This window comes from Burkholderia sp. MSMB1835, from assembly GCF_001526365.1.
In the GTDB taxonomy this organism is placed as follows: Bacteria; Pseudomonadota; Gammaproteobacteria; order Burkholderiales; family Burkholderiaceae; genus Burkholderia.
Map to the genome: position 1 here is coordinate 1 of NZ_LOYP01000029.1, position 20,013 is coordinate 20,013.

13 protein-coding genes, 4 tRNA genes and 1 rRNA gene are annotated in these 20,013 nt (G+C 61.8%); 16 read left to right on the plus strand and 2 right to left on the minus strand.

From position 1 onward, the window contains the following. Window positions 1-57: 57 nt before the first annotated feature. The 15 genes from rrf (at window position 58) to WS96_RS12390 (ending at window position 16,579) form a co-directional block, all read left to right on the plus strand. Window positions 58-170, plus strand: a 5S ribosomal RNA gene (gene rrf, locus WS96_RS12320). Window positions 171-2,131: 1,961 nt separating this feature from the next. After that, window positions 2,132-2,217 (plus strand) — tRNA-Tyr (locus tag WS96_RS12325). A 47-nt stretch (window positions 2,218-2,264) separates the two neighbouring features. Next, window positions 2,265-2,338 (plus strand) — tRNA-Gly (locus WS96_RS12330). Window positions 2,339-2,360: 22 nt separating this feature from the next. Further along, window positions 2,361-2,435: transfer RNA gene (locus tag WS96_RS12335), tRNA-Thr, on the plus strand. Window positions 2,436-2,501: 66 nt separating this feature from the next. Continuing rightward, window positions 2,502-3,692 (plus strand): elongation factor Tu, encoded by a 1,191-nt coding sequence (gene tuf / locus WS96_RS12340; RefSeq protein WP_006482910.1) that lies wholly within the window; start codon window positions 2,502-2,504, stop codon window positions 3,690-3,692. A 59-nt stretch (window positions 3,693-3,751) separates the two neighbouring features. Continuing rightward, window positions 3,752-3,827: transfer RNA gene (locus WS96_RS12345), tRNA-Trp, on the plus strand. A 42-nt stretch (window positions 3,828-3,869) separates the two neighbouring features. After that, the gene (secE, locus tag WS96_RS12350; protein WP_006753590.1) at window positions 3,870-4,250 is read left to right on the plus strand and encodes a preprotein translocase subunit SecE; all 381 of its coding nucleotides are present in this window, start codon (window positions 3,870-3,872) and stop codon (window positions 4,248-4,250) included. A gap of 1 nt (window position 4,251) precedes the next feature. Then, entirely contained in the window at window positions 4,252-4,809 is a 558-nt protein-coding gene (nusG, locus tag WS96_RS12355) for a transcription termination/antitermination protein NusG (protein WP_006400672.1), read from the plus strand. A 141-nt stretch (window positions 4,810-4,950) separates the two neighbouring features. After that, complete coding sequence (gene rplK, locus WS96_RS12360) at window positions 4,951-5,382, plus strand: 50S ribosomal protein L11 (protein ID WP_006477201.1); 432 nt, start codon at window positions 4,951-4,953, stop codon at window positions 5,380-5,382. Further along, entirely contained in the window at window positions 5,383-6,081 is a 699-nt protein-coding gene (gene rplA / locus WS96_RS12365) for a 50S ribosomal protein L1 (protein WP_034209724.1), read from the plus strand. Window positions 6,082-6,385: 304 nt separating this feature from the next. Then, complete coding sequence (rplJ, locus tag WS96_RS12370; RefSeq protein ID WP_059832853.1) at window positions 6,386-6,883, plus strand: 50S ribosomal protein L10; 498 nt, start codon at window positions 6,386-6,388, stop codon at window positions 6,881-6,883. A 63-nt stretch (window positions 6,884-6,946) separates the two neighbouring features. Further along, window positions 6,947-7,321, plus strand: coding sequence for a 50S ribosomal protein L7/L12 (gene rplL / locus WS96_RS12375; protein ID WP_006482911.1), 375 nt, complete (start codon window positions 6,947-6,949; stop codon window positions 7,319-7,321). A 381-nt stretch (window positions 7,322-7,702) separates the two neighbouring features. Then, entirely contained in the window at window positions 7,703-11,809 is a 4,107-nt protein-coding gene (gene rpoB / locus WS96_RS12380) for a DNA-directed RNA polymerase subunit beta (RefSeq protein ID WP_034209726.1), read from the plus strand. 21 nt (window positions 11,810-11,830) lie between these two features. Further along, window positions 11,831-16,072, plus strand: coding sequence for a DNA-directed RNA polymerase subunit beta' (rpoC, locus tag WS96_RS12385; RefSeq protein ID WP_034209727.1), 4,242 nt, complete (start codon window positions 11,831-11,833; stop codon window positions 16,070-16,072). A gap of 312 nt (window positions 16,073-16,384) precedes the next feature. Further along, window positions 16,385-16,579: a hypothetical protein gene (locus WS96_RS12390; RefSeq protein ID WP_059832855.1), complete on the plus strand. Its 195-nt coding sequence runs from the start codon at window positions 16,385-16,387 to the stop codon at window positions 16,577-16,579. 576 nt (window positions 16,580-17,155) lie between these two features. Here the strand turns inward: WS96_RS12390 and WS96_RS12395 are convergent. Both WS96_RS12395 and WS96_RS32285 read right to left on the minus strand, forming a co-directional pair. Continuing rightward, window positions 17,156-17,449, minus strand: coding sequence for a hypothetical protein (locus WS96_RS12395; protein WP_059832858.1), 294 nt, complete (start codon window positions 17,447-17,449; stop codon window positions 17,156-17,158). A gap of 95 nt (window positions 17,450-17,544) precedes the next feature. After that, window positions 17,545-17,736: a hypothetical protein gene (locus WS96_RS32285; RefSeq protein WP_230624983.1), complete on the minus strand. Its 192-nt coding sequence runs from the start codon at window positions 17,734-17,736 to the stop codon at window positions 17,545-17,547. Window positions 17,737-18,035: 299 nt separating this feature from the next. Here WS96_RS32285 and recQ point away from each other — a divergent pair, with 299 nt between their 5' ends. After that, window positions 18,036-19,883, plus strand: coding sequence for a DNA helicase RecQ (gene recQ / locus WS96_RS12400; RefSeq protein ID WP_059832860.1), 1,848 nt, complete (start codon window positions 18,036-18,038; stop codon window positions 19,881-19,883). Window positions 19,884-20,013 lie beyond the last annotated feature (130 nt).

Below are 20,013 nucleotides of genomic sequence, written 5' to 3' on the forward strand. Positions count from 1 at the left end.
AATTACTGCTTCTTCCAAGATTGGTTGCGCTGCGAAGCAACGCAACAACCCTCTTTGCCTGATGACCATAGCGAGTCGGTCCCACCCCTTCCCATCCCGAACAGGACCGTGAAACGACTCTACGCCGATGATAGTGCGGATTCCCGTGTGAAAGTAGGTAATCGTCAGGCTCCCTTAGCCAGAAACCCCCGCCCGATCAGGCGGGGGTTTTTGCATTTCGGCGCCCAAAAAAACATGCGGAGAAGCGCCGTTGTGGCAGGAGCTGGATGTCGATCGAAGGTGTCGGCTCAAATCGGAATCACCTCCACGAAATTGGCGCAAATGCACCTTGCCTCTCGGGGTGCCTGCACGCCAGCAATGGGTGTTGCTGCACACACGGTCCTCTTACTTCTCGTTTGCGTGGGTGGTCATCAGATGCGCAACGAGAAATCGCCTTGGCACTTCTCCGTGGCAATCACCGCCCGGCCCTTGCGCGGAACCGACGCCAACGAGATGTTGCGAGCTCTCCTCATCCATCCGATAATCGATCGGCGCGCGTCGATCACCGGTGTATTTGGCCCATCTTCTACCTCGGTACGCTATGGCTATCGTCTGGCAGCGGGATGTGTCTCGCGCTCGCTCTGTCCCCCGCGCGTAGTTGGCAAGAACGGGCAGAATGTCGGCGCTCCCAGCCCTCTTGTCGCCCCCGGTAAACGTTCGTTCCCCATGAAACCACGCGACTGAACTGCGTCAAGAGACGAACGATGTCGCTATCAAGCGCCACTTTTAGTCTATTCGCCGCATTTCACATCTAAATAGGCGTATCGGCGTGTGACCCACGCCTGAATCATCGGGGCAGGAGGTGCCCCCAGTCAAGGACCGGCCGCGCCGTGTGCGTATCGCGGGCCAAAGAAGATCAGAGGTCGGCGCGGTTCTTCTCGACGGTCAGCTGCGGACCGTCCCGTCATGCGTAAATTTTCTCGATGAGCGTGGCAGCATCGCCTGCGTGGCCTCGCGCTTTTCCCATCGGTGTGAAGGGCGTGCTGTTTGCGTCGACGCCTGGAGCGAGGCTTGTATGTGTCGTATTCGGATCGTCGAACGGAGGGCCTCCCGCAGCGGGGAATGGTGTGCTGTGTTCCGGTCGTGATTCCGGGTCAGCTCGAGCATTGCCGGGCAGTGCTCGTCGGATGTCGATGCTCCGGCGCCACATATCGGCTTTCCGACGTCTTCGGAAGTGGGAGGCATGGCCGAGGGTACTGGCGCCGAACCCAGCGCCGGCATTTGCGCCCAGCTGGACGAGTCGGGCACTGTACGAGCGGTTGCGGGGTTGCGTGTACGCTGACGAGTCTCTGCGGTAAGGCGCTCCGACGACGACGCTGGGCGACTTGCACGACGATACGCGGCGGCGCCGACCAGCGGAATATTCGATGCGGCGACAAGGGATGGAGCGGCCGGAACAGGGAGCTCGTCGTCACCAGGTAGCGGCCATCATCACATCGAGGCATGCAGAACCGCCGGATACATCCCGCGAGACGTCGTTGGGCCATCCCACTCCGTCCATCAGTTGTGCCGCGCGCACTCGACGCCCATCCAAACCCCCAAAAGCGCCCCGGGGCTTCGATCGCGACCGTTGAGCCGCTCCGAGCGCCGGGCGCGCCTCGGTGTTCCGCAGTTCAGCGGTGAGCCACGCTGCTGTTGGATCACCTGATCAGTATCGAGCGGCACCAGGAGTCTGCCGAAGCCGTGGAATGTCCCGTTGCGACCACAAAGGAATGCGGTTCCGGAGCAAGCGGGCACATGCGGAGGCGGGCGGGCGATTCGTGCAGGAATCGCCATCGAACCTCTCTCGAACCACCGGCGCCAGCCCGCCAGGTCGGCCCGGCACGAAATTTGCCGAAATTTTGTGCCTACCGCTTGGCATTGCGCGAAAGAGGCCGTATGATGGCGGTCTTTCGTTTTTAGCGCAGATGCAGATCGGCGTTGAAGACGGAGTCTGACGAAGATGTGGCGCCGATCGGCAACATCTCGCGCTTGCCTTAGCCGGGCGAGGGCGGGGATCGGTGGGAAGCGGAAGTCGGGAAGAGAATGAAAATAATCTTCCGGATGTGCTTGACAGGAGTGCGATGCACCCCCATAATCGTCAGTTCTCTACGGAGGGGTGCCCGAGTGGCTAAAGGGGGCAGACTGTAAATCTGTTGGCTTACGCCTACGTTGGTTCGAATCCAACCTCCTCCACCAAGATATCAGCGCAGTGAGCGAGCGGTAAGGAATCGTTAGTGGCCCGTGCGGGTGTAGCTCAATGGTAGAGCAGAAGCCTTCCAAGCTTACGACGAGGGTTCGATTCCCTTCACCCGCTCCAGACCGCTAAATTGAAGCGTAGCGCCCATGTGGCTCAGTGGTAGAGCACTCCCTTGGTAAGGGAGAGGTCGGCAGTTCGATCCTGCCCATGGGCACCAGCAGTAAAAAGTCAGTGTCTTGTTTGCGCGCGGCGCAACCTGTGAAATTCCTTTTGGGAGTTGAAAATGGCCAAGGAAAAGTTTGAGCGGACCAAGCCGCACGTGAACGTTGGTACGATTGGTCACGTTGACCACGGCAAGACGACGCTGACGGCAGCGATCACGACGGTTCTGACGAAGAAGTTCGGCGGCGAAGCTAAGGCGTACGACCAGATCGACGCGGCACCGGAAGAAAAGGCGCGCGGCATCACGATCAACACGGCACACGTCGAGTACGAAACGGCTAACCGCCACTACGCACACGTCGACTGCCCGGGCCACGCTGACTATGTGAAGAACATGATCACGGGCGCAGCGCAGATGGACGGCGCGATCCTGGTTTGCTCGGCAGCAGACGGCCCGATGCCGCAAACGCGCGAGCACATCCTGCTGGCACGTCAGGTTGGCGTTCCGTACATCATCGTGTTCCTGAACAAGTGCGACATGGTGGACGACGCGGAACTGCTCGAGCTGGTCGAGATGGAAGTTCGCGAACTCCTGTCGAAGTACGACTTCCCGGGCGACGACACGCCGATCGTGAAGGGTTCGGCAAAGCTGGCGCTGGAAGGCGACACGGGCGAGCTGGGCGAAGTGGCGATCATGAGCCTGGCAGACGCACTGGACACGTACATCCCGACGCCGGAGCGTGCGGTTGACGGCGCGTTCCTGATGCCGGTGGAAGACGTGTTCTCGATCTCGGGCCGCGGTACGGTGGTGACGGGTCGTGTCGAGCGCGGCATCGTGAAGGTCGGCGAGGAAATCGAAATCGTCGGTATCAAGCCGACGGTGAAGACGACCTGCACGGGCGTTGAAATGTTCCGCAAGCTGCTGGACCAAGGTCAAGCAGGCGACAACGTCGGTATCCTGCTGCGCGGCACGAAGCGTGAAGACGTGGAGCGTGGCCAGGTTCTGGCGAAGCCGGGTTCGATCACGCCGCACACGCACTTCACGGCTGAAGTGTACGTGCTGAGCAAGGACGAAGGCGGCCGTCACACGCCGTTCTTCAACAACTACCGTCCGCAGTTCTACTTCCGTACGACGGACGTGACGGGCTCGATCGAGCTGCCGAAGGACAAGGAAATGGTGATGCCGGGCGACAACGTGTCGATCACGGTGAAGCTGATCGCTCCGATCGCGATGGAAGAAGGTCTGCGCTTCGCCATCCGCGAAGGCGGCCGTACGGTCGGCGCCGGCGTCGTCGCCAAGATCATCGAGTAAGCCAGTTATTCGTTGATCGACAGTTTTGGGGCTGGCAGCAGCCAGCCCCAGCATGGTTTAGGGGTATAGCTCAACTGGCAGAGCGTCGGTCTCCAAAACCGAAGGTTGGGGGTTCGATTCCCTCTGCCCCTGCCAAAAATCGCCACGTGTCCTACGTGGCATTTGTTTTAAGGTGTTATGGCGAATCCATCCGTCGAAACTGTAAATACCTCCGGCGATAAGCTGATGCTGGCCCTGGGCGTATTGCTGGTATTGGCCGGATTCGTGGGCTTCTTCTGGCTGGCCAATCAGCAGTGGTATGTCCGCGGTGCCGCGTTGGCGGTAGGTATCATCGCCGGCGTGGCCGTCGGGCTCATGTCCGCCCCTGGCAAGGGTCTCATCGCGTTTGCCAAGGATTCGTACAAGGAAGTCCGGAAGGTCGTATGGCCCACCCGCAAGGAAGCAACGCAAACCACACTCGTCGTGTTCGGTTTCGTGCTCGTGATGGCGATTTTCCTCTGGTTGAGCGACAAATCGATCGAATGGGTGATTTTCTCGGCGATTCTGGGTTGGAAATGATATGAGCGATACTCCGGCATCCCCGAGCGGAAAACGCTGGTACGTCGTGCACGCCTACTCCGGTATGGAGAAGAGCGTGCAACGTGCGCTTCAAGAGCGCATCGAGCGTGCCGGCATGCAGGACAAATTCGGTCAGATCCTGGTCCCGACCGAAGAAGTGGTTGAAGTCAAAGGCGGTCACAAGGCTGTGACCGAGCGTCGTTTCTTCCCCGGCTACGTGCTGGTGGAAATGGAAATGACGGACGAAACGTGGCACCTCGTGAAGAACACCGCGAAGGTCACCGGTTTCGTCGGTGGGGCGCGTAACCGCCCGACCCCGATTTCCCCGAAGGAAGTCGAGAAGATCATGTCGCAGATGCAGGAAGGCGTCGAAAAACCGCGCCCGAAGACCCTGTTCGAAGTCGGCGAGATGGTGCGCGTCAAGGAAGGCCCGTTCACGGACTTCAACGGCACCGTCGAAGAAGTCAACTACGAGAAATCGCGCGTGCGTGTGTCGGTCACCATTTTTGGCCGCTCCACCCCCGTCGAACTCGAGTTCGGTCAGGTCGAAAAAGTTTGATCCCGATTCGGTGGGCAGCCTAGGCTGCCCACCTTCGCGCTTACGGCCCGCGTCATGGCCGTTGAGGAGCGTCAGTAGCCAGCGGCGAAAGCGCGTTATCACTCACCGAACGCCTTCCCCGGCGTTCCAATGAGGTTTCAAATGGCAAAGAAGATTATCGGCTTTATCAAGCTGCAGATCCCTGCAGGTAAAGCCAACCCGTCGCCGCCGGTCGGTCCGGCACTGGGCCAGCGCGGCCTGAACATCATGGAGTTCTGCAAGGCGTTCAACGCGCAGACTCAAGGCATGGAGCCGGGTCTGCCGGTGCCGGTGGTCATCACGGCATTCGCTGACAAGAGCTTCACGTTCGTGATGAAGACGCCGCCGGCGACCGTCCTGATCAAGAAGGCGGCGAAGGTGGACAAGGGTTCGAGCAAGCCGCACACCGACAAGGTCGGTTCGATCACGCGCGCTCAAGCCGAAGAAATCGCGAAGACCAAGATGCCGGACCTTACGGCAGCTGATCTGGACGCAGCCGTTCGCACCATCGCTGGTAGCGCACGCTCGATGGGTATCACTGTGGAGGGCGTGTAAATGGCTAAGATCTCCAAGCGCCGTCAGGCATTTGCCGCCAAGGTCGACCGTCAGAAGCTGTACGCGATCGAAGACGCACTGAGCCTCGTGAAGGAATGCGCGAGCGCGAAGTTCGACGAGTCGATCGACGTCGCAGTCCAGCTCGGCATCGATGCGAAGAAGTCGGACCAAGTCGTGCGTGGTTCGGTCGTTCTGCCGGCAGGTACGGGCAAGTCGGTTCGCGTTGCCGTGTTCGCGCAAGGCGAGAAGGCCGAGCAGGCTCGTGCAGCAGGCGCGGAAATCGTCGGTATGGAAGACCTGGCAGAGCAGATCAAGGCTGGCCAGATGGACTTCGACATCGTGATCGCTTCGCCGGACACGATGCGTATCGTCGGTACGCTCGGCCAGATCCTCGGCCCGCGCGGCCTGATGCCGAACCCGAAGGTCGGTACGGTCACGCCGGACGTCGCAACCGCCGTCAAGAACGCGAAGGCTGGTCAGGTGCAATTCCGTGTCGACAAGGCCGGTATCATCCACGCGACCATCGGCCGTGCATCGTTCGAGCCGACCGCGCTGCGTTCGAACCTGTCGGCGCTGATCGACGCGCTGCAAAAGGCCAAGCCGGCAACGAGCAAGGGCGTGTACCTGCGCAAGATCGCACTGTCGAGCACGATGGGCGTCGGCGTGCGTGTCGACCAGGCTACGCTGGCAGCACAGTAAGTATTCGGGCCGCTTCGTTCGCGAAGCGGCCTACATGGGCTTTGGGCGGTTGTTCGTGCAGCAGGGCGGACAACCGGTTATCAAAGACCGTTGGTGGGGCGCAGCAGTCGGGTGATCCCTTAATTCAAGCCAACGCAGATGGCGAACCCGAAAAAGTTTTGCAGTGGTGAAGCCGCAGGCCGCGAAGCGATTCGCGGCGTGAGGTGGAAATACTCCTAACGAGGTCGGACGCCGTTGTTGAACGAGGTACGTGAGGTTTCGACCATGCCGGTCGCGCCCAACGTATCGTTTCTGGAGGCTAACCGTGCCGCTTAATAGAGAAGACAAGCAAGCCGTCGTCGCTGAGGTTTCCGCGCAAGTCGCGAAGGCCCAGACCGTTGTGCTGGCTGAGTATCGTGGAATTGCGGTTGGCGATCTGACCAAGCTGCGCGCGCAAGCGCGTGAGAAACAGGTGTACCTGCGCGTGTTGAAGAACACGCTGGCGCGTCGCGCCGTTGAAGGTACCCCGTTTGCTCCGCTGGCAGAGCAGATGACTGGTCCGCTGATCTACGGCATCTCGGAAGATGCAATTGCCGCTGCTAAGGTCGTCAACGACTTCAGCAAGAGCAATGACAAGTTGATCATCAAGGCTGGTTCGTTCGATGGCAAGGTGATGGACAAGGCTGGCGTGCAAGCGCTGGCAAGCATCCCGAGCCGCGAAGAACTGCTCTCGAAGCTGCTGTTCGTTATGCAATCGCCTGTTTCGGGCTTCGCGCGCGCTCTGGCCGCGCTGGCCGAGAAGAAGCAAGCAGAAGCTGCGTAAGCGAACGTGCATCAGCGTTACTGATCGCTGGCTGTATCCGAATTCAATTTAGGAGTATTTCAAATGGCAATCGCAAAAGAAGACATCCTGGCAGCAGTCGAAGGGATGACCGTTCTGGAACTGAACGAACTGGTCAAGGCGTTCGAAGAGAAGTTTGGCGTGTCGGCAGCTGCAGTGGCAGTCGCTGGCCCGGCAGGCGGCGGCGCAGCTGCTGCAGCAGAAGAGAAGACCGAATTCACGGTCGTCCTGGCTGAAGCCGGCGCCAACAAGGTTTCGGTCATCAAGGCCGTTCGCGAACTGACGGGCCTGGGCCTGAAGGAAGCGAAGGACCTGGTTGACGGTGCACCGAAGCCCATCAAGGAAGGCGTCGACAAGGCTGCTGCTGAAGAAGCCAAGAAGAAGCTGGAAGAAGCTGGCGCGAAGGTCGAAGTCAAGTAAGTTTCGGCGCGCTGTGCGAAGGCTGGCGGTATTTTCACCGCCGGCCTTTTTGTGCTTTGTGGGGACGTTATTCTGGCACTCATTCGGGAGCCCGAATAATCGGCCCCAGAAGCCAAAGAAAACCGCCTGATCGTTGTGATGCATCACGCACGATTGGCGGTTCTCTTTGTCTTCTGAAGCGACTGCAGAAGGCAAGTTTGGTCGGGTAGCGGGCAACACAGGCATCCGCTGCCGTCAGCCAGCGGTTGGTAGCGGCCAACCACCAAGCTTCTCGGCTCGTTCAAGCCGTCGAACGGCCATCGGGTCTCAGTCGGTGAACACTCGGGTTTGAAACGTCCAGGTATTCCGCCTCGATAGCACCCGCCGTGATTCGGAGATCGTATGCAATATTCCTTCACCGAGAAGAAGCGCATTCGCAAGAGTTTCGCGAAGCGCCCCATCGTTCACCAAGTTCCGTTCTTGCTGGCTACTCAGCTTGAATCATTCAGCACGTTTCTGCAAGCCGATGTGCCGGCGACGCAACGCAAGCCTGAAGGTTTGCAGGCCGCGTTCACATCGGTATTTCCCATTGTTTCGCACAACGGTTTCGCGCGCCTCGAGTTCGTGAGCTATGCGCTGTCCTCGCCTGCATTCAACATCAAGGAATGCCAGCAGCGTGGCCTGACGTACTGCTCCGCGCTGCGCGCGAAGGTCCGCCTCGTCATCCTCGACAAGGAATCGCCGAACAAGCCGGTCGTCAAGGAAGTGAAGGAGCAGGAAGTGTACATGGGCGAAATTCCGCTCATGACGCCGACGGGCTCGTTCGTCATCAACGGCACCGAGCGTGTCATCGTCTCGCAGCTGCATCGTTCGCCGGGCGTGTTCTTCGAACACGACAAGGGCAAGACGCACAGCTCGGGCAAGCTGCTGTTCTCGGCACGGATCATTCCGTACCGCGGCTCGTGGCTCGACTTCGAATTCGATCCGAAGGACATCCTGTACTTCCGCGTCGACCGTCGCCGCAAGATGCCGGTCACGATCCTGCTGAAGGCCATCGGTCTGACGCCGGAACAGATCCTCGCGAACTTCTTCGTGTTCGACAACTTCACGCTGATGGACGAAGGCGCGCAACTCGAGTTCGTGCCTGAGCGTCTGCGTGGCGAAGTCGCGCGTTTCGACATCACGGATCGCGACGGCAAGGTCATCGTCCAGAAGGACAAGCGGATCAACGCGAAGCACATTCGCGACCTCGAAGCCGCGAAGACCAAGTTCATCTCGGTGCCGGAAGACTATCTGCTCGGCCGCGTGCTGGCGAAGAACGTCGTCGACGGCGACACCGGCGAAGTGATCGCGAGCGCGAACGACGAAGTCACGGAAAGCGTGCTCGAGAAGCTGCGCGAAGCGGGTATCAAGGACATCCAGACGCTCTACACGAACGATCTGGATCAGGGTCCGTACATCTCGTCGACGCTGCGTGTCGACGAAACGACCGACAAGACGGCCGCGCGCATCGCGATCTACCGCATGATGCGCCCGGGCGAGCCGCCGACCGAAGAAGCGGTCGAGGCCCTGTTCAACCGTCTGTTCTACAGCGAAGAAGCGTACGACCTGTCGAAGGTCGGCCGCATGAAGTTCAACCGCCGCGTCGGCCGTGACGAGATCGTCGGCCCGATGACGCTGCAGGACGACGACATCCTCGCGACGATCAAGATCCTCGTCGAGCTGCGCAACGGCAAGGGCGAAGTGGACGATATCGACCACCTCGGCAACCGTCGCGTGCGTTGCGTCGGCGAACTGGCGGAAAACCAGTTCCGCGCGGGCCTCGTGCGTGTCGAGCGCGCGGTCAAGGAACGCCTCGGCCAGGCCGAAAGCGAAAACCTGATGCCGCACGACCTGATCAACTCGAAGCCGATTTCGTCGGCGATCCGCGAGTTCTTCGGTTCGTCGCAGCTGTCGCAGTTCATGGACCAGACCAACCCGCTGTCGGAAATCACGCACAAGCGCCGTGTTTCCGCACTGGGCCCGGGCGGTCTGACGCGCGAGCGCGCAGGCTTCGAAGTCCGCGACGTGCACCCGACCCACTACGGCCGCGTGTGCCCGATCGAAACGCCGGAAGGTCCGAACATCGGCCTGATCAACTCGCTCGCGCTGTACGCGCACCTGAACGAGTACGGCTTCCTCGAGACGCCGTACCGCAAGGTCGTGGACGGCAAGGTGACCGACCAGATCGACTACCTGTCGGCGATCGAGGAAGGCCGCTACATGATCGCTCAGGCGAACGCCGCGATCGACGAAGACGGCCGACTGATCGACGAACTCGTGTCGTCGCGTGAAGCCGGCGAAACGATGATGGTCACGCCGGACCGGATCCAGTACATGGACGTCGCGCCGTCGCAGATCGTGTCGGTCGCAGCGTCGCTGATCCCGTTCCTCGAGCACGACGACGCGAACCGTGCACTGATGGGTTCGAACATGCAGCGTCAGGCCGTGCCGTGTCTGCGTCCGGAAAAGCCGGTCGTCGGGACGGGCATCGAGCGCACCTGCGCGGTCGACTCGGGTACGACGGTCCAGGCGTTCCGCGGCGGTGTGGTCGACTACGTCGACGCAGGCCGTATCGTGATTCGCGTGAACGACGACGAAGCGGTCGCGGGTGAAGTCGGTGTCGACATCTACAACCTGATCAAGTACACGCGTTCGAACCAGAACACGAACATCAACCAGCGTCCGATCGTGAAGATGGGCGACAAGGTCTCGCGCGGCGACGTGCTGGCCGACGGCGCCTCGACGGACCTGGGCGAGCTCGCGCTCGGCCAGAACATGCTGATCGCGTTCATGCCGTGGAACGGCTACAACTTCGAGGACTCGATCCTGATCTCGGAGAAGGTCGTTGCCGACGATCGCTACACGTCGATCCACATCGAAGAGCTGAACGTCGTTGCACGCGACACGAAGCTCGGGCCGGAAGAAATCACGCGCGACATCTCGAACCTGGCGGAAGTCCAGCTCGGCCGTCTCGACGAATCGGGCATCGTGTACATCGGTGCCGAAGTCGAAGCGGGCGACGTGCTGGTCGGCAAGGTCACGCCGAAGGGCGAGACCCAGCTGACGCCGGAAGAGAAGCTGCTGCGCGCGATCTTCGGCGAGAAGGCGTCGGACGTGAAGGACACGTCGCTGCGCGTGCCGTCGGGCATGAGCGGTACCGTGATCGACGTCCAGGTGTTCACGCGCGAAGGCATCCAGCGCGACAAGCGTGCGCAACAGATCATCGACGACGAACTGAAGCGCTACCGCCTCGACCTGAACGACCAGCTGCGCATCGTGGAAGGCGACGCGTTCCAGCGTCTCGCACGCATGCTCGTGGGCAAGGTCGCGAACGGCGGTCCGAAGAAGCTCGCGAAGGGCACGAAGATCGACCAGGCTTACCTGGAAGACCTCGACCATTACCACTGGTTCGACATCCGCCTCGCGGACGACGAAGCAGCGGCGCAGCTCGAAGCGATCAAGAACTCGATCGAGGAAAAGCGTCACCAGTTCGACCTCGCGTTCGAAGAGAAGCGCAAGAAGCTCACGCAAGGCGACGAACTGCCGCCGGGCGTGCTGAAGATGGTCAAGGTGTACCTGGCGGTGAAGCGCCGTCTGCAGCCTGGCGACAAGATGGCAGGCCGTCACGGTAACAAGGGTGTCGTGTCGAAGATCGTCCCGATCGAAGACATGCCGTACATGGCCGATGGCCGTCCGGCAGACGTCGTGCTGAACCCGCTCGGCGTGCCGTCGCGGATGAACGTGGGTCAGGTTCTGGAAGTGCACCTCGGCTGGGCCGCGAAGGGCCTCGGCTGGCGTATCGGCGAAATGCTGCAGCGTCAGGCGAAGATCGAGGAGCTGCGCGCGTTCCTGACGAAGATCTACAACGAGTCGGGCCGCCAGGAAGATCTGGAAAGCTTCACCGACGACGAGATCCTCGAACTCGCGAAGAACCTGCGCGAAGGCGTGCCGTTCGCAACGCCGGTGTTCGACGGTGCGACCGAGGAAGAAATGGGCAAGATGCTCGACCTCGCGTTCCCGGACGACATCGCCGAACAGCTCGGCATGAACCCGTCGAAGAACCAGGTCCGCCTGTACGACGGCCGCACGGGTGAAATGTTCGAACGTCGCGTGACGCTCGGCTACATGCACTACCTGAAGCTGCACCACCTGGTCGACGACAAGATGCACGCGCGTTCGACGGGCCCGTACTCGCTCGTCACGCAGCAGCCGCTGGGCGGTAAGGCGCAGTTCGGCGGCCAGCGTTTCGGTGAAATGGAAGTGTGGGCACTCGAAGCGTACGGCGCGTCCTACGTGCTGCAGGAAATGCTGACGGTGAAGTCGGACGACGTGACCGGCCGGACGAAGGTGTACGAAAACCTCGTCAAGGGCGATCACGTGATCGATGCAGGCATGCCGGAATCCTTCAACGTGCTCGTGAAGGAAATCCGCTCGCTCGGTATCGATATCGATCTCGACCGCAATTAATCGGACTACGGAGAGAAAGCAATGAAAGCTCTGCTCGATCTATTCAAGCAAGTCCAACAGGAAGAAGTTTTCGACGCGATCAAGATCGGTCTGGCCTCGCCCGACAAGATCCGTTCGTGGTCGTTCGGCGAAGTGAAGAAGCCGGAGACCATCAACTACCGTACGTTCAAGCCGGAACGCGATGGTCTGTTCTGCGCGAAGATCTTCGGGCCGATCAAGGACTACGAGTGCCTGTGCGGCAAGTACAAGCGCCTGAAGCACCGTGGCGTGATCTGCGAGAAGTGCGGCGTCGAAGTGACGCTGGCGAAGGTGCGTCGCGAACGGATGGGCCACATCGAGCTGGCCTCGCCGGTCGCGCACATCTGGTTCCTGAAGTCGCTGCCGTCGCGTCTGGGCATGGTGCTCGACATGACGCTGCGCGACATCGAGCGCGTGCTGTACTTCGAAGCGTACGTGGTGATCGAACCGGGCATGACGCCGCTGAAGGCGCGGCAGATCATGACCGAAGAGGATTACTACAACAAGGTCGAGGAATACGGCGACGAATTCCGTGCCGAGATGGGCGCGGAAGGCGTGCGTGAACTGCTGCGCGCGATCAACATCGACGAGCAGGTCGAGACGCTGCGCACCGAGCTGAAGAACACCGGCTCGGAAGCGAAGATCAAGAAGTACGCGAAGCGCCTGAAGGTCCTCGAGGCATTCCAGCGCTCGGGCATCAAGCCCGAGTGGATGATCCTCGAAGTGCTGCCGGTGCTGCCGCCGGAACTGCGTCCGCTCGTGCCGCTGGACGGCGGCCGTTTCGCGACGTCGGACCTGAACGACCTGTATCGCCGCGTGATCAACCGTAACAACCGGTTGAAGCGCCTGCTCGAGCTGAAGGCACCTGAAATCATCGTCCGCAACGAAAAGCGGATGCTGCAGGAAGCCGTCGACTCGCTGCTCGACAACGGTCGTCGCGGCAAGGCGATGACGGGCGCGAACAAGCGTCCGCTGAAGTCGCTCGCCGACATGATCAAGGGCAAGGGCGGCCGTTTCCGTCAGAACCTGCTGGGCAAGCGCGTCGACTACTCGGGCCGTTCGGTCATCGTGGTCGGCCCGACGCTGAAGCTGCACCAGTGCGGTCTGCCGAAGCTGATGGCGCTCGAACTGTTCAAGCCGTTCATCTTCAACAAGCTGGAAGTGATGGGCGTTGCGACGACCATCAAGGCTGCGAAGAAGGAAGTCGAGAACCAGACACCGGTGGTGTGGGACATCCTCGAAGAGGTGATCCGCGAGCACCCGGTGATGCTGAACCGTGCGCCGACGCTGCACCGTCTCGGTATCCAGGCGTTCGAGCCGGTGCTGATCGAAGGCAAGGCAATCCAGCTGCACCCGCTCGTCTGTGCGGCGTTCAACGCCGACTTCGACGGTGACCAGATGGCCGTTCACGTGCCGCTGTCGCTCGAAGCGCAGATGGAAGCGCGCACGCTGATGCTCGCGTCGAACAACGTGCTGTTCCCGGCCAACGGCGATCCGTCGATCGTGCCGTCGCAGGATATCGTGCTGGGTCTGTACTACGCGACCCGCGAAGCGATCAACGGCAAGGGCGAAGGCCTGTCGTTCACGGGCGTGTCGGAAGTCATCCGCGCGTACGAGAACAAGGAAGTCGAGCTGGCCTCGCGCGTCAACGTCCGGATCACCGAAATGGTCCGCAACGAGGACACGTCGGAAGGCGCGCCGGAGTTCGTGCCGAAGATCACGCTGTACGCGACGACCGTCGGTCGCGCGATCCTGTCGGAGATCCTGCCGCACGGCCTGCCGTTCTCGGTGCTGAACAAGCCGCTGAAGAAGAAGGAAATCTCGCGCCTGATCAACACGGCGTTCCGCAAGTGCGGTCTGCGTGCGACGGTGGTGTTCGCCGACCAGCTGATGCAGTCGGGTTTCCGTCTCGCGACGCGCGCCGGCATCTCGATCTGCGTGGACGACATGCTCGTGCCGCCGCAGAAGGAAACGATCGTCGGCGACGCCGCGAAGAAGGTGAAGGAGTACGACCGCCAGTACATGTCGGGTCTCGTCACCGCGCAGGAACGCTACAACAACGTGGTCGACATCTGGTCGGCAACGTCGGAAGCGGTCGGCAAGGCGATGATGGAGCAGCTGTCGACGGAGCCGGTGACGGACCGCGACGGCAACGAGACGCGCCAGGAGTCGTTCAACTCGATCTACATGATGGCCGACTCGGGCGCCCGGGGTTCGGCGGTTCAGATTCGTCAGCTGGCCGGTATGCGCGGCCTGATGGCGAAGCCGGACGGCTCGATTATCGAGACGCCGATTACCGCGAACTTCCGCGAAGGTCTGAACGTGCTGCAGTACTTCATCTCGACCCACGGTGCACGTAAGGGTCTGGCTGATACGGCACTGAAGACCGCGAACTCGGGTTACCTGACGCGTCGTCTCGTCGACGTCACGCAGGATCTGGTCGTGGTGGAAGACGATTGCGGCACGTCGAACGGCGTGGCGATGAAGGCACTCGTCGAAGGCGGTGAAGTCGTCGAAGCGCTGCGCGACCGTATCCTCGGCCGCGTCGCGGTCGCGGACGTCGTGAATCCGGAAACGCAGGAAACGCTGTACGAATCGGGCACGCTGCTCGACGAAACGGCAGTCGAGGAAATCGAACGCCTCGGCATCGACGAAGTGCGCGTGCGCACGCCGCTGACCTGCGAAACGCGTTACGGCCTGTGCGCATCCTGCTACGGCCGCGACCTCGGCCGCGGCTCGCTGGTGAACGTCGGCGAAGCAGTCGGCGTGATCGCGGCACAGTCGATCGGCGAACCGGGCACGCAGCTGACGATGCGTACGTTCCACATCGGTGGTGCGGCATCGCGTGCGGCAGTGGCTTCGTCGGTCGAAGCGAAGAGCAACGGTATCGTCCGTTTCACGGCGACGATGCGCTACGTCACGAACGCGAAGGGCGAGCAGATCGTCATTTCCCGTTCGGGCGAAGCGATGATCACCGACGACTTCGGTCGCGAGCGCGAGCGTCACAAAGTGCCGTACGGCGCGACGCTGCTGCAGCTCGACGGCGCGACCATCAAGGCCGGCACGCAGCTTGCCACGTGGGATCCGCTGACGCGTCCGATCATCACCGAGTACGGTGGTACGGTGAAGTTCGAGAACGTCGAGGAAGGCGTGACCGTCGCGAAGCAGATCGACGACGTGACCGGCCTGTCGACGCTGGTCGTGATCGACGTGAAGCGCCGCGGTTCGCAGGCTTCGAAGAGCGTGCGTCCGCAGGTGAAGCTGCTCGACGCGAACGGCGAAGAAGTGAAGATTCCGGGCACGGAGCACGCGGTGCAGATCGGCTTCCAGGTCGGCGCACTGATCACCGTGAAGGACGGCCAGCAGGTGCAGGTTGGTGAAGTGCTCGCACGTATCCCGACCGAAGCGCAGAAGACGCGTGACATTACCGGCGGTCTGCCGCGGGTGGCGGAACTGTTCGAAGCGCGTTCGCCGAAGGATGCCGGCATTCTCGCGGAAGTCACCGGTACGACGTCGTTCGGTAAGGACACGAAGGGCAAGCAGCGTCTCGTCATCACGGATCTCGAAGGCAACCAGCACGAGTTCCTGATCGCGAAGGAAAAGCAGGTTCTGGTTCACGATGCCCAGGTCGTCAACAAGGGCGAAATGATCGTGGACGGTCCGGCCGATCCGCACGACATCCTGCGCCTGCAGGGTATCGAGGCGCTGTCGCGCTACATCGTGGACGAAGTGCAGGACGTGTACCGTCTGCAGGGCGTGAAGATCAACGACAAGCACATCGAGGTGATCGTTCGCCAGATGCTGCGTCGTGTGCAGATCACCGACAACGGCGATACGCGCTTCATCCCGGGCGAACAGGTCGAGCGCTCCGACATGCTGGACGAGAACGATCGCATGATCGCCGAGGGCAAGCGTCCGGCTTCGTACGACAACGTGCTGCTCGGTATCACGAAGGCGTCGCTGTCGACCGACTCGTTCATCTCCGCGGCATCGTTCCAGGAAACGACCCGCGTGCTGACCGAAGCGGCGATCATGGGCAAGCGCGACGATCTGCGCGGCCTGAAGGAAAACGTGATCGTCGGCCGTCTGATTCCGGCCGGTACGGGTCTCGCGTTCCACAAGGCACGCAAGGCGAAGGAATCGTCGGATCGCGAGCGTTTCGACCAGATCGCAGCGGAAGAGGCATTCGACTTCGGCACGCCGAGCGCGCCGGCGGAAGAGCCGCAACACCCGGCAGCCGAGTAAGTGCGGGCGGCGCAAGCCGCGTTGCATCGCTGTCGCTTACCGTCCGATTTCAACCGGACGGTAAGCGAGGCGGCCACGACACCCTGGAGGCGGATTCGCCTGCAGGGTGTTTTTCTTTGTTGAATGGCTAACGCGCACGATGTGCGTTTCGTTGTTTCGAGATGGACGCGATGCTGGAGTCGATTTCCGTCCACGCTCGCGACCCATTCGCCGCAACGGCTAATGCCGTTACATCGTTACCCGAATGGGTACTGCCGGGAAAAGCCGCCATACGGTGACGTCCCGGCCGTCGATCGCAGTGGGATAGGCGCGATGATGGAGCGCCAGGCGCCGTTTTTGACGGCAAATAGCGAAGCCGCACAAGCGAGCGTGCAGCGCGACGACGTTGCGATCGTTTTTTGCGGCCGCGTGTCCGACTTTTCGAATCTCGCGGTGTTCTACGTCGGCGACTCACGACGGTTCGTTCCGGTGCATCTGGATGCGCGGCCGGAATTTGACAGGCCTTGAGCCGCCGAGGCATCGGCTATCCGGGCGTGAGTGCCCCGGGTAACGGTTGGCACGTCACGTGCGCCGTCCCGTTATCCGTACGGCCAACGTTGCGTTATTCACCGTGCGCTGCGCGCGCGGGTTGTTAGAACCTCGGTCATCATTCCGCTGCGCTCGTTCCCATCGTTCATGTCTCGCGCCCTCGAAATTCTCGACGAAGTCTTGGGTTATTCCGCGTTTCGCGGCGCTGAGCGAAATCGGCGTGCGCGCCGCGTATCTGGCGCACTGATCACAGTGAAGGACGGTCAGTAGGTGCAAGTCGGTGAAGTGCTCTCACGTATCCCGACCGAATCGCGGAAGAGCCGCAACACCCGGCAGCCGAGTAAGCGAGCGGCGCGAGCCGCGTCGTCAGGCTGTCATCGAAACCGCCCGGTTCACCGGGCGTTTTTTTGGTGCGTGTGACATGGACGCGCGCGGTCGCGAGTCGTGCCGCAGGCGGTCGCGGACGTGAAACGACGTCTTCCGCCAACGAACACGTGACGGTTGCCTCGATCCCGATTTCGTGGGGCGCGGTGGCATGCCCGATCGGACGCCCGGCTACGCTTCCCGGGATGGCTTCGACTGACGCTCGAACTGGCGAGTCAAATGCCACTCCAGAAACAGGCTGTGCATCACCGCCAACGCGAGGATGAGCGTTACGTACGCGAAAGAGCGTACCCGAGGCACGACGAGATACAACACGGCCACCAGAACTCCGTCGGGCAATGCCCGGATTACCGCTCCCAGCAAGATGCCGCGCCAGCCGCCGCCATATCGTGTGCTGAGCGGAGCAGGGAACGGACCGTAAAGCAGGAACTTCTTGATCGCACTGCGCGAGTCTTTCAATCGCATGCTTCCCCGTTGCGTGTCAATGCGGTACGAAATATCGATGAGCGAGCATCGACAGATGCTCGCTCATGTTTGCAGCTGAAATCGCCTGTCAACGATCAAAATCTACAGTTCCAGCTCTGGCCAAGATAGCTCCCGGCGCCGCCCAAAAAGGCGCCGAGCGGGCCGCGAACAGCGCCGACCAGAGCCGCGCCGCCAACCGCCGCCCAATTGATCGGTGCTGGATTCAGTGCGCACGAGAACGCGCCGCTGACTTGCTTCACTTCATTCGCTACAAGTTCACGCATCATCGGTTCTCCTAATGGAATAAGGTTGAATCTATGGCTCGATTCGCCGGTGCCGGGCTCAACCTCGAAACCGATTGTATCGACGGCTCTCCTATAAAGAAATATGGAATTTCTCACGGTTTTCACCGAAGCCGCCCAGCGACGGACGTCGGCGGATGCCGCGGATTTTTCGCCGGGACTCGGTTGCAATCCATCGAGAGAACATTGTCCGAGTGGCTAACTCCGCGCGAATCGGCTTCGCGCGACGCAAAGATTGCTAGAATCCGGATCGTCGCCGTCAGCAGTCTTCCACCTCTTCATTCATGTCCCGCGCCCTCGAAATACTCGACGAAGTCTTTGGTTATTCCGCCTTTCGCGGCCAGCAGGGCGAGATCGTCGAGCACGTCGCCGGCGGCGGCGATTGTCTCGTGCTGATGCCGACCGGCGGCGGCAAGTCGCTGTGCTACCAGATTCCCGCGCTGCTGCGCCGCGAGGCCGGGCAGGGCGCCGGCATCGTCGTGTCGCCGCTGATCGCGCTGATGCAGGACCAGGTTGCCGCGTTGAGCGAAGTCGGCGTGCGCGCGGCCTATCTGAATTCGACGCTGTCGGGCGCCGAGGCGGCGGCCACCGAGCGCGCGCTGCGCGAGGGCGAAATCGACCTGCTGTACGTCGCGCCGGAGCGGTTGATGACGGGGCGCTTCCTCGAGCTGCTCGAGCGCGCGAAGATCGGCCTGTTCGCGATCGACGAAGCGCACTGCGTGTCGCAATGGGGGCACGATTTCCGCCCGGAATACATCCAGCTGTCGGTGCTGCACGAGCGCTTCCCGTCGGTGCCGCGCATCGCGCTCACCGCCACGGCCGATGCGATCACGCGCGACGAGATCATCCATCGTCTCGCGCTCGACGACGCACGCGTGTTCGTGTCGAGCTTCGACCGGCCGAACATCCGCTACCGGATCGTCGAAAAGGACAACGCGCGCGCGCAGCTGCTCGATTTCATTCGCGCCGAGCACACGAATGCCGACGGCACGACGGACGCGGGTGTCGTCTATTGCCTGTCGCGCCGCAAGGTCGAGGAAACGGCCGAATGGCTGAAGGCGCAGGGCGTGCGCGCGCTGCCGTACCACGCGGGAATGGAGTTCGAGGTGCGGCAGAAGCACCAGGAAATGTTCCAGCGCGAGGAAGGCATCGTGATGTGCGCGACGATCGCGTTCGGCATGGGCATCGACAAGCCCGACGTGCGTTTCGTCGCGCATCTCGATTTGCCGAAGAGCGTCGAAGGCTACTACCAGGAAACCGGCCGCGCGGGCCGCGACGGGCTGCCGGCGAACGCGTGGATGGCGTATGGCCTCGGCGACGTCGTCCAGCAGCGCAAGATGATCGACGAGTCCGATGCGGACGACGCGCACAAGCGCGTGCAGACGTCGAAGCTCGATGCGCTGCTCGGCTTGTGCGAGACGATCTCGTGTCGCCGCGTGCGGCTGCTGAACTACTTCGGCGAGGCGAGCCAGCCGTGCGGCAACTGCGACACGTGCCTCGAGCCGCCCGCGTCGTGGGACGCGACGCGCGAGGCGCAGATGGCGCTGTCGTGCGTGTTCCGCGCGCAGCGCGCGAGCGGCTTCAACTTCGGCTCGAGCCATCTGATCGAGATCCTGCGCGGCGGGCGCACCGAGAAGGTGTTGCAGCGCGGCCACGATCAGCTCAGCACGTTCGGCATCGGCGCGGCGCTGTCCGAGCCCGAGTGGCGCGCGATTTTCCGGCAGTTGGTCGCATACGGCTACCTGGCCGTCGACCATGGCGGCTTCGGCGCGCTGATGCTCACCGAGGCCGCGAAACCCGTGCTGAAGAACGAGGAAAAGGTCACGCTGCGCCGCTATGTGAAGCCGCAGCGCACGCGTCAGTCGTCGAGCCGCAGCGCCACGCGCGTCGATCCGACGGCTGGCATGGGCGCCCGCGAGCGCGCCCGGTGGGATGCGCTGCGCGCATGGCGAGCGGAAACCGCGAAGACCGACGGCGTGCCGGCCTACGTGATTTTCCACGACGCGACGCTCGCCGAAATCGCGCGCAACGCGCCGGAGACGATCGACGACCTGCGCCACATCCCCGGCATGGGCGTGCGCAAGCTCGAACGCTTCGGCGACGAGATCATCGACGTCGTCGAATCGGCCTGACACTGGTGTTCCGCTCCCTTCTGGAAACCGCGCGGTCGGTCGGCACATCACGCAAGCCGTTGACTTCGTTGGTATTTCCGGAATATCATGTTGGGTTCCGGTATTCGGTGGGCCGAGTCGCGTTCGAAGG

What these genes read in the sequence shown, in the direction of transcription:
- tuf (WP_006482910.1), top strand. Translation starts at nt 2,502, where the DNA reads ATGGCCAAGGAAAAGTTTGAGCGGACCAAGCCGCACGTGAACGTTGGT.
- secE (WP_006753590.1), top strand. Translation starts at nt 3,870, where the DNA reads ATGGCGAATCCATCCGTCGAAACTGTAAATACCTCCGGCGATAAGCTG.
- nusG (WP_006400672.1), top strand. Translation starts at nt 4,252, where the DNA reads ATGAGCGATACTCCGGCATCCCCGAGCGGAAAACGCTGGTACGTCGTG.
- rplK (WP_006477201.1), top strand. Translation starts at nt 4,951, where the DNA reads ATGGCAAAGAAGATTATCGGCTTTATCAAGCTGCAGATCCCTGCAGGT.
- rplA (WP_034209724.1), top strand. Translation starts at nt 5,383, where the DNA reads ATGGCTAAGATCTCCAAGCGCCGTCAGGCATTTGCCGCCAAGGTCGAC.
- rplL (WP_006482911.1), top strand. Translation starts at nt 6,947, where the DNA reads ATGGCAATCGCAAAAGAAGACATCCTGGCAGCAGTCGAAGGGATGACC.
- rpoB (WP_034209726.1), top strand. Translation starts at nt 7,703, where the DNA reads ATGCAATATTCCTTCACCGAGAAGAAGCGCATTCGCAAGAGTTTCGCG.
- rpoC (WP_034209727.1), top strand. Translation starts at nt 11,831, where the DNA reads ATGAAAGCTCTGCTCGATCTATTCAAGCAAGTCCAACAGGAAGAAGTT.
- WS96_RS12390 (WP_059832855.1), top strand. Translation starts at nt 16,385, where the DNA reads ATGATGGAGCGCCAGGCGCCGTTTTTGACGGCAAATAGCGAAGCCGCA.
- WS96_RS12395 (WP_059832858.1), bottom strand. Translation starts at nt 17,449, where the DNA reads ATGCGATTGAAAGACTCGCGCAGTGCGATCAAGAAGTTCCTGCTTTAC.
- WS96_RS32285 (WP_230624983.1), bottom strand. Translation starts at nt 17,736, where the DNA reads ATGATGCGTGAACTTGTAGCGAATGAAGTGAAGCAAGTCAGCGGCGCG.
- recQ (WP_059832860.1), top strand. Translation starts at nt 18,036, where the DNA reads ATGTCCCGCGCCCTCGAAATACTCGACGAAGTCTTTGGTTATTCCGCC.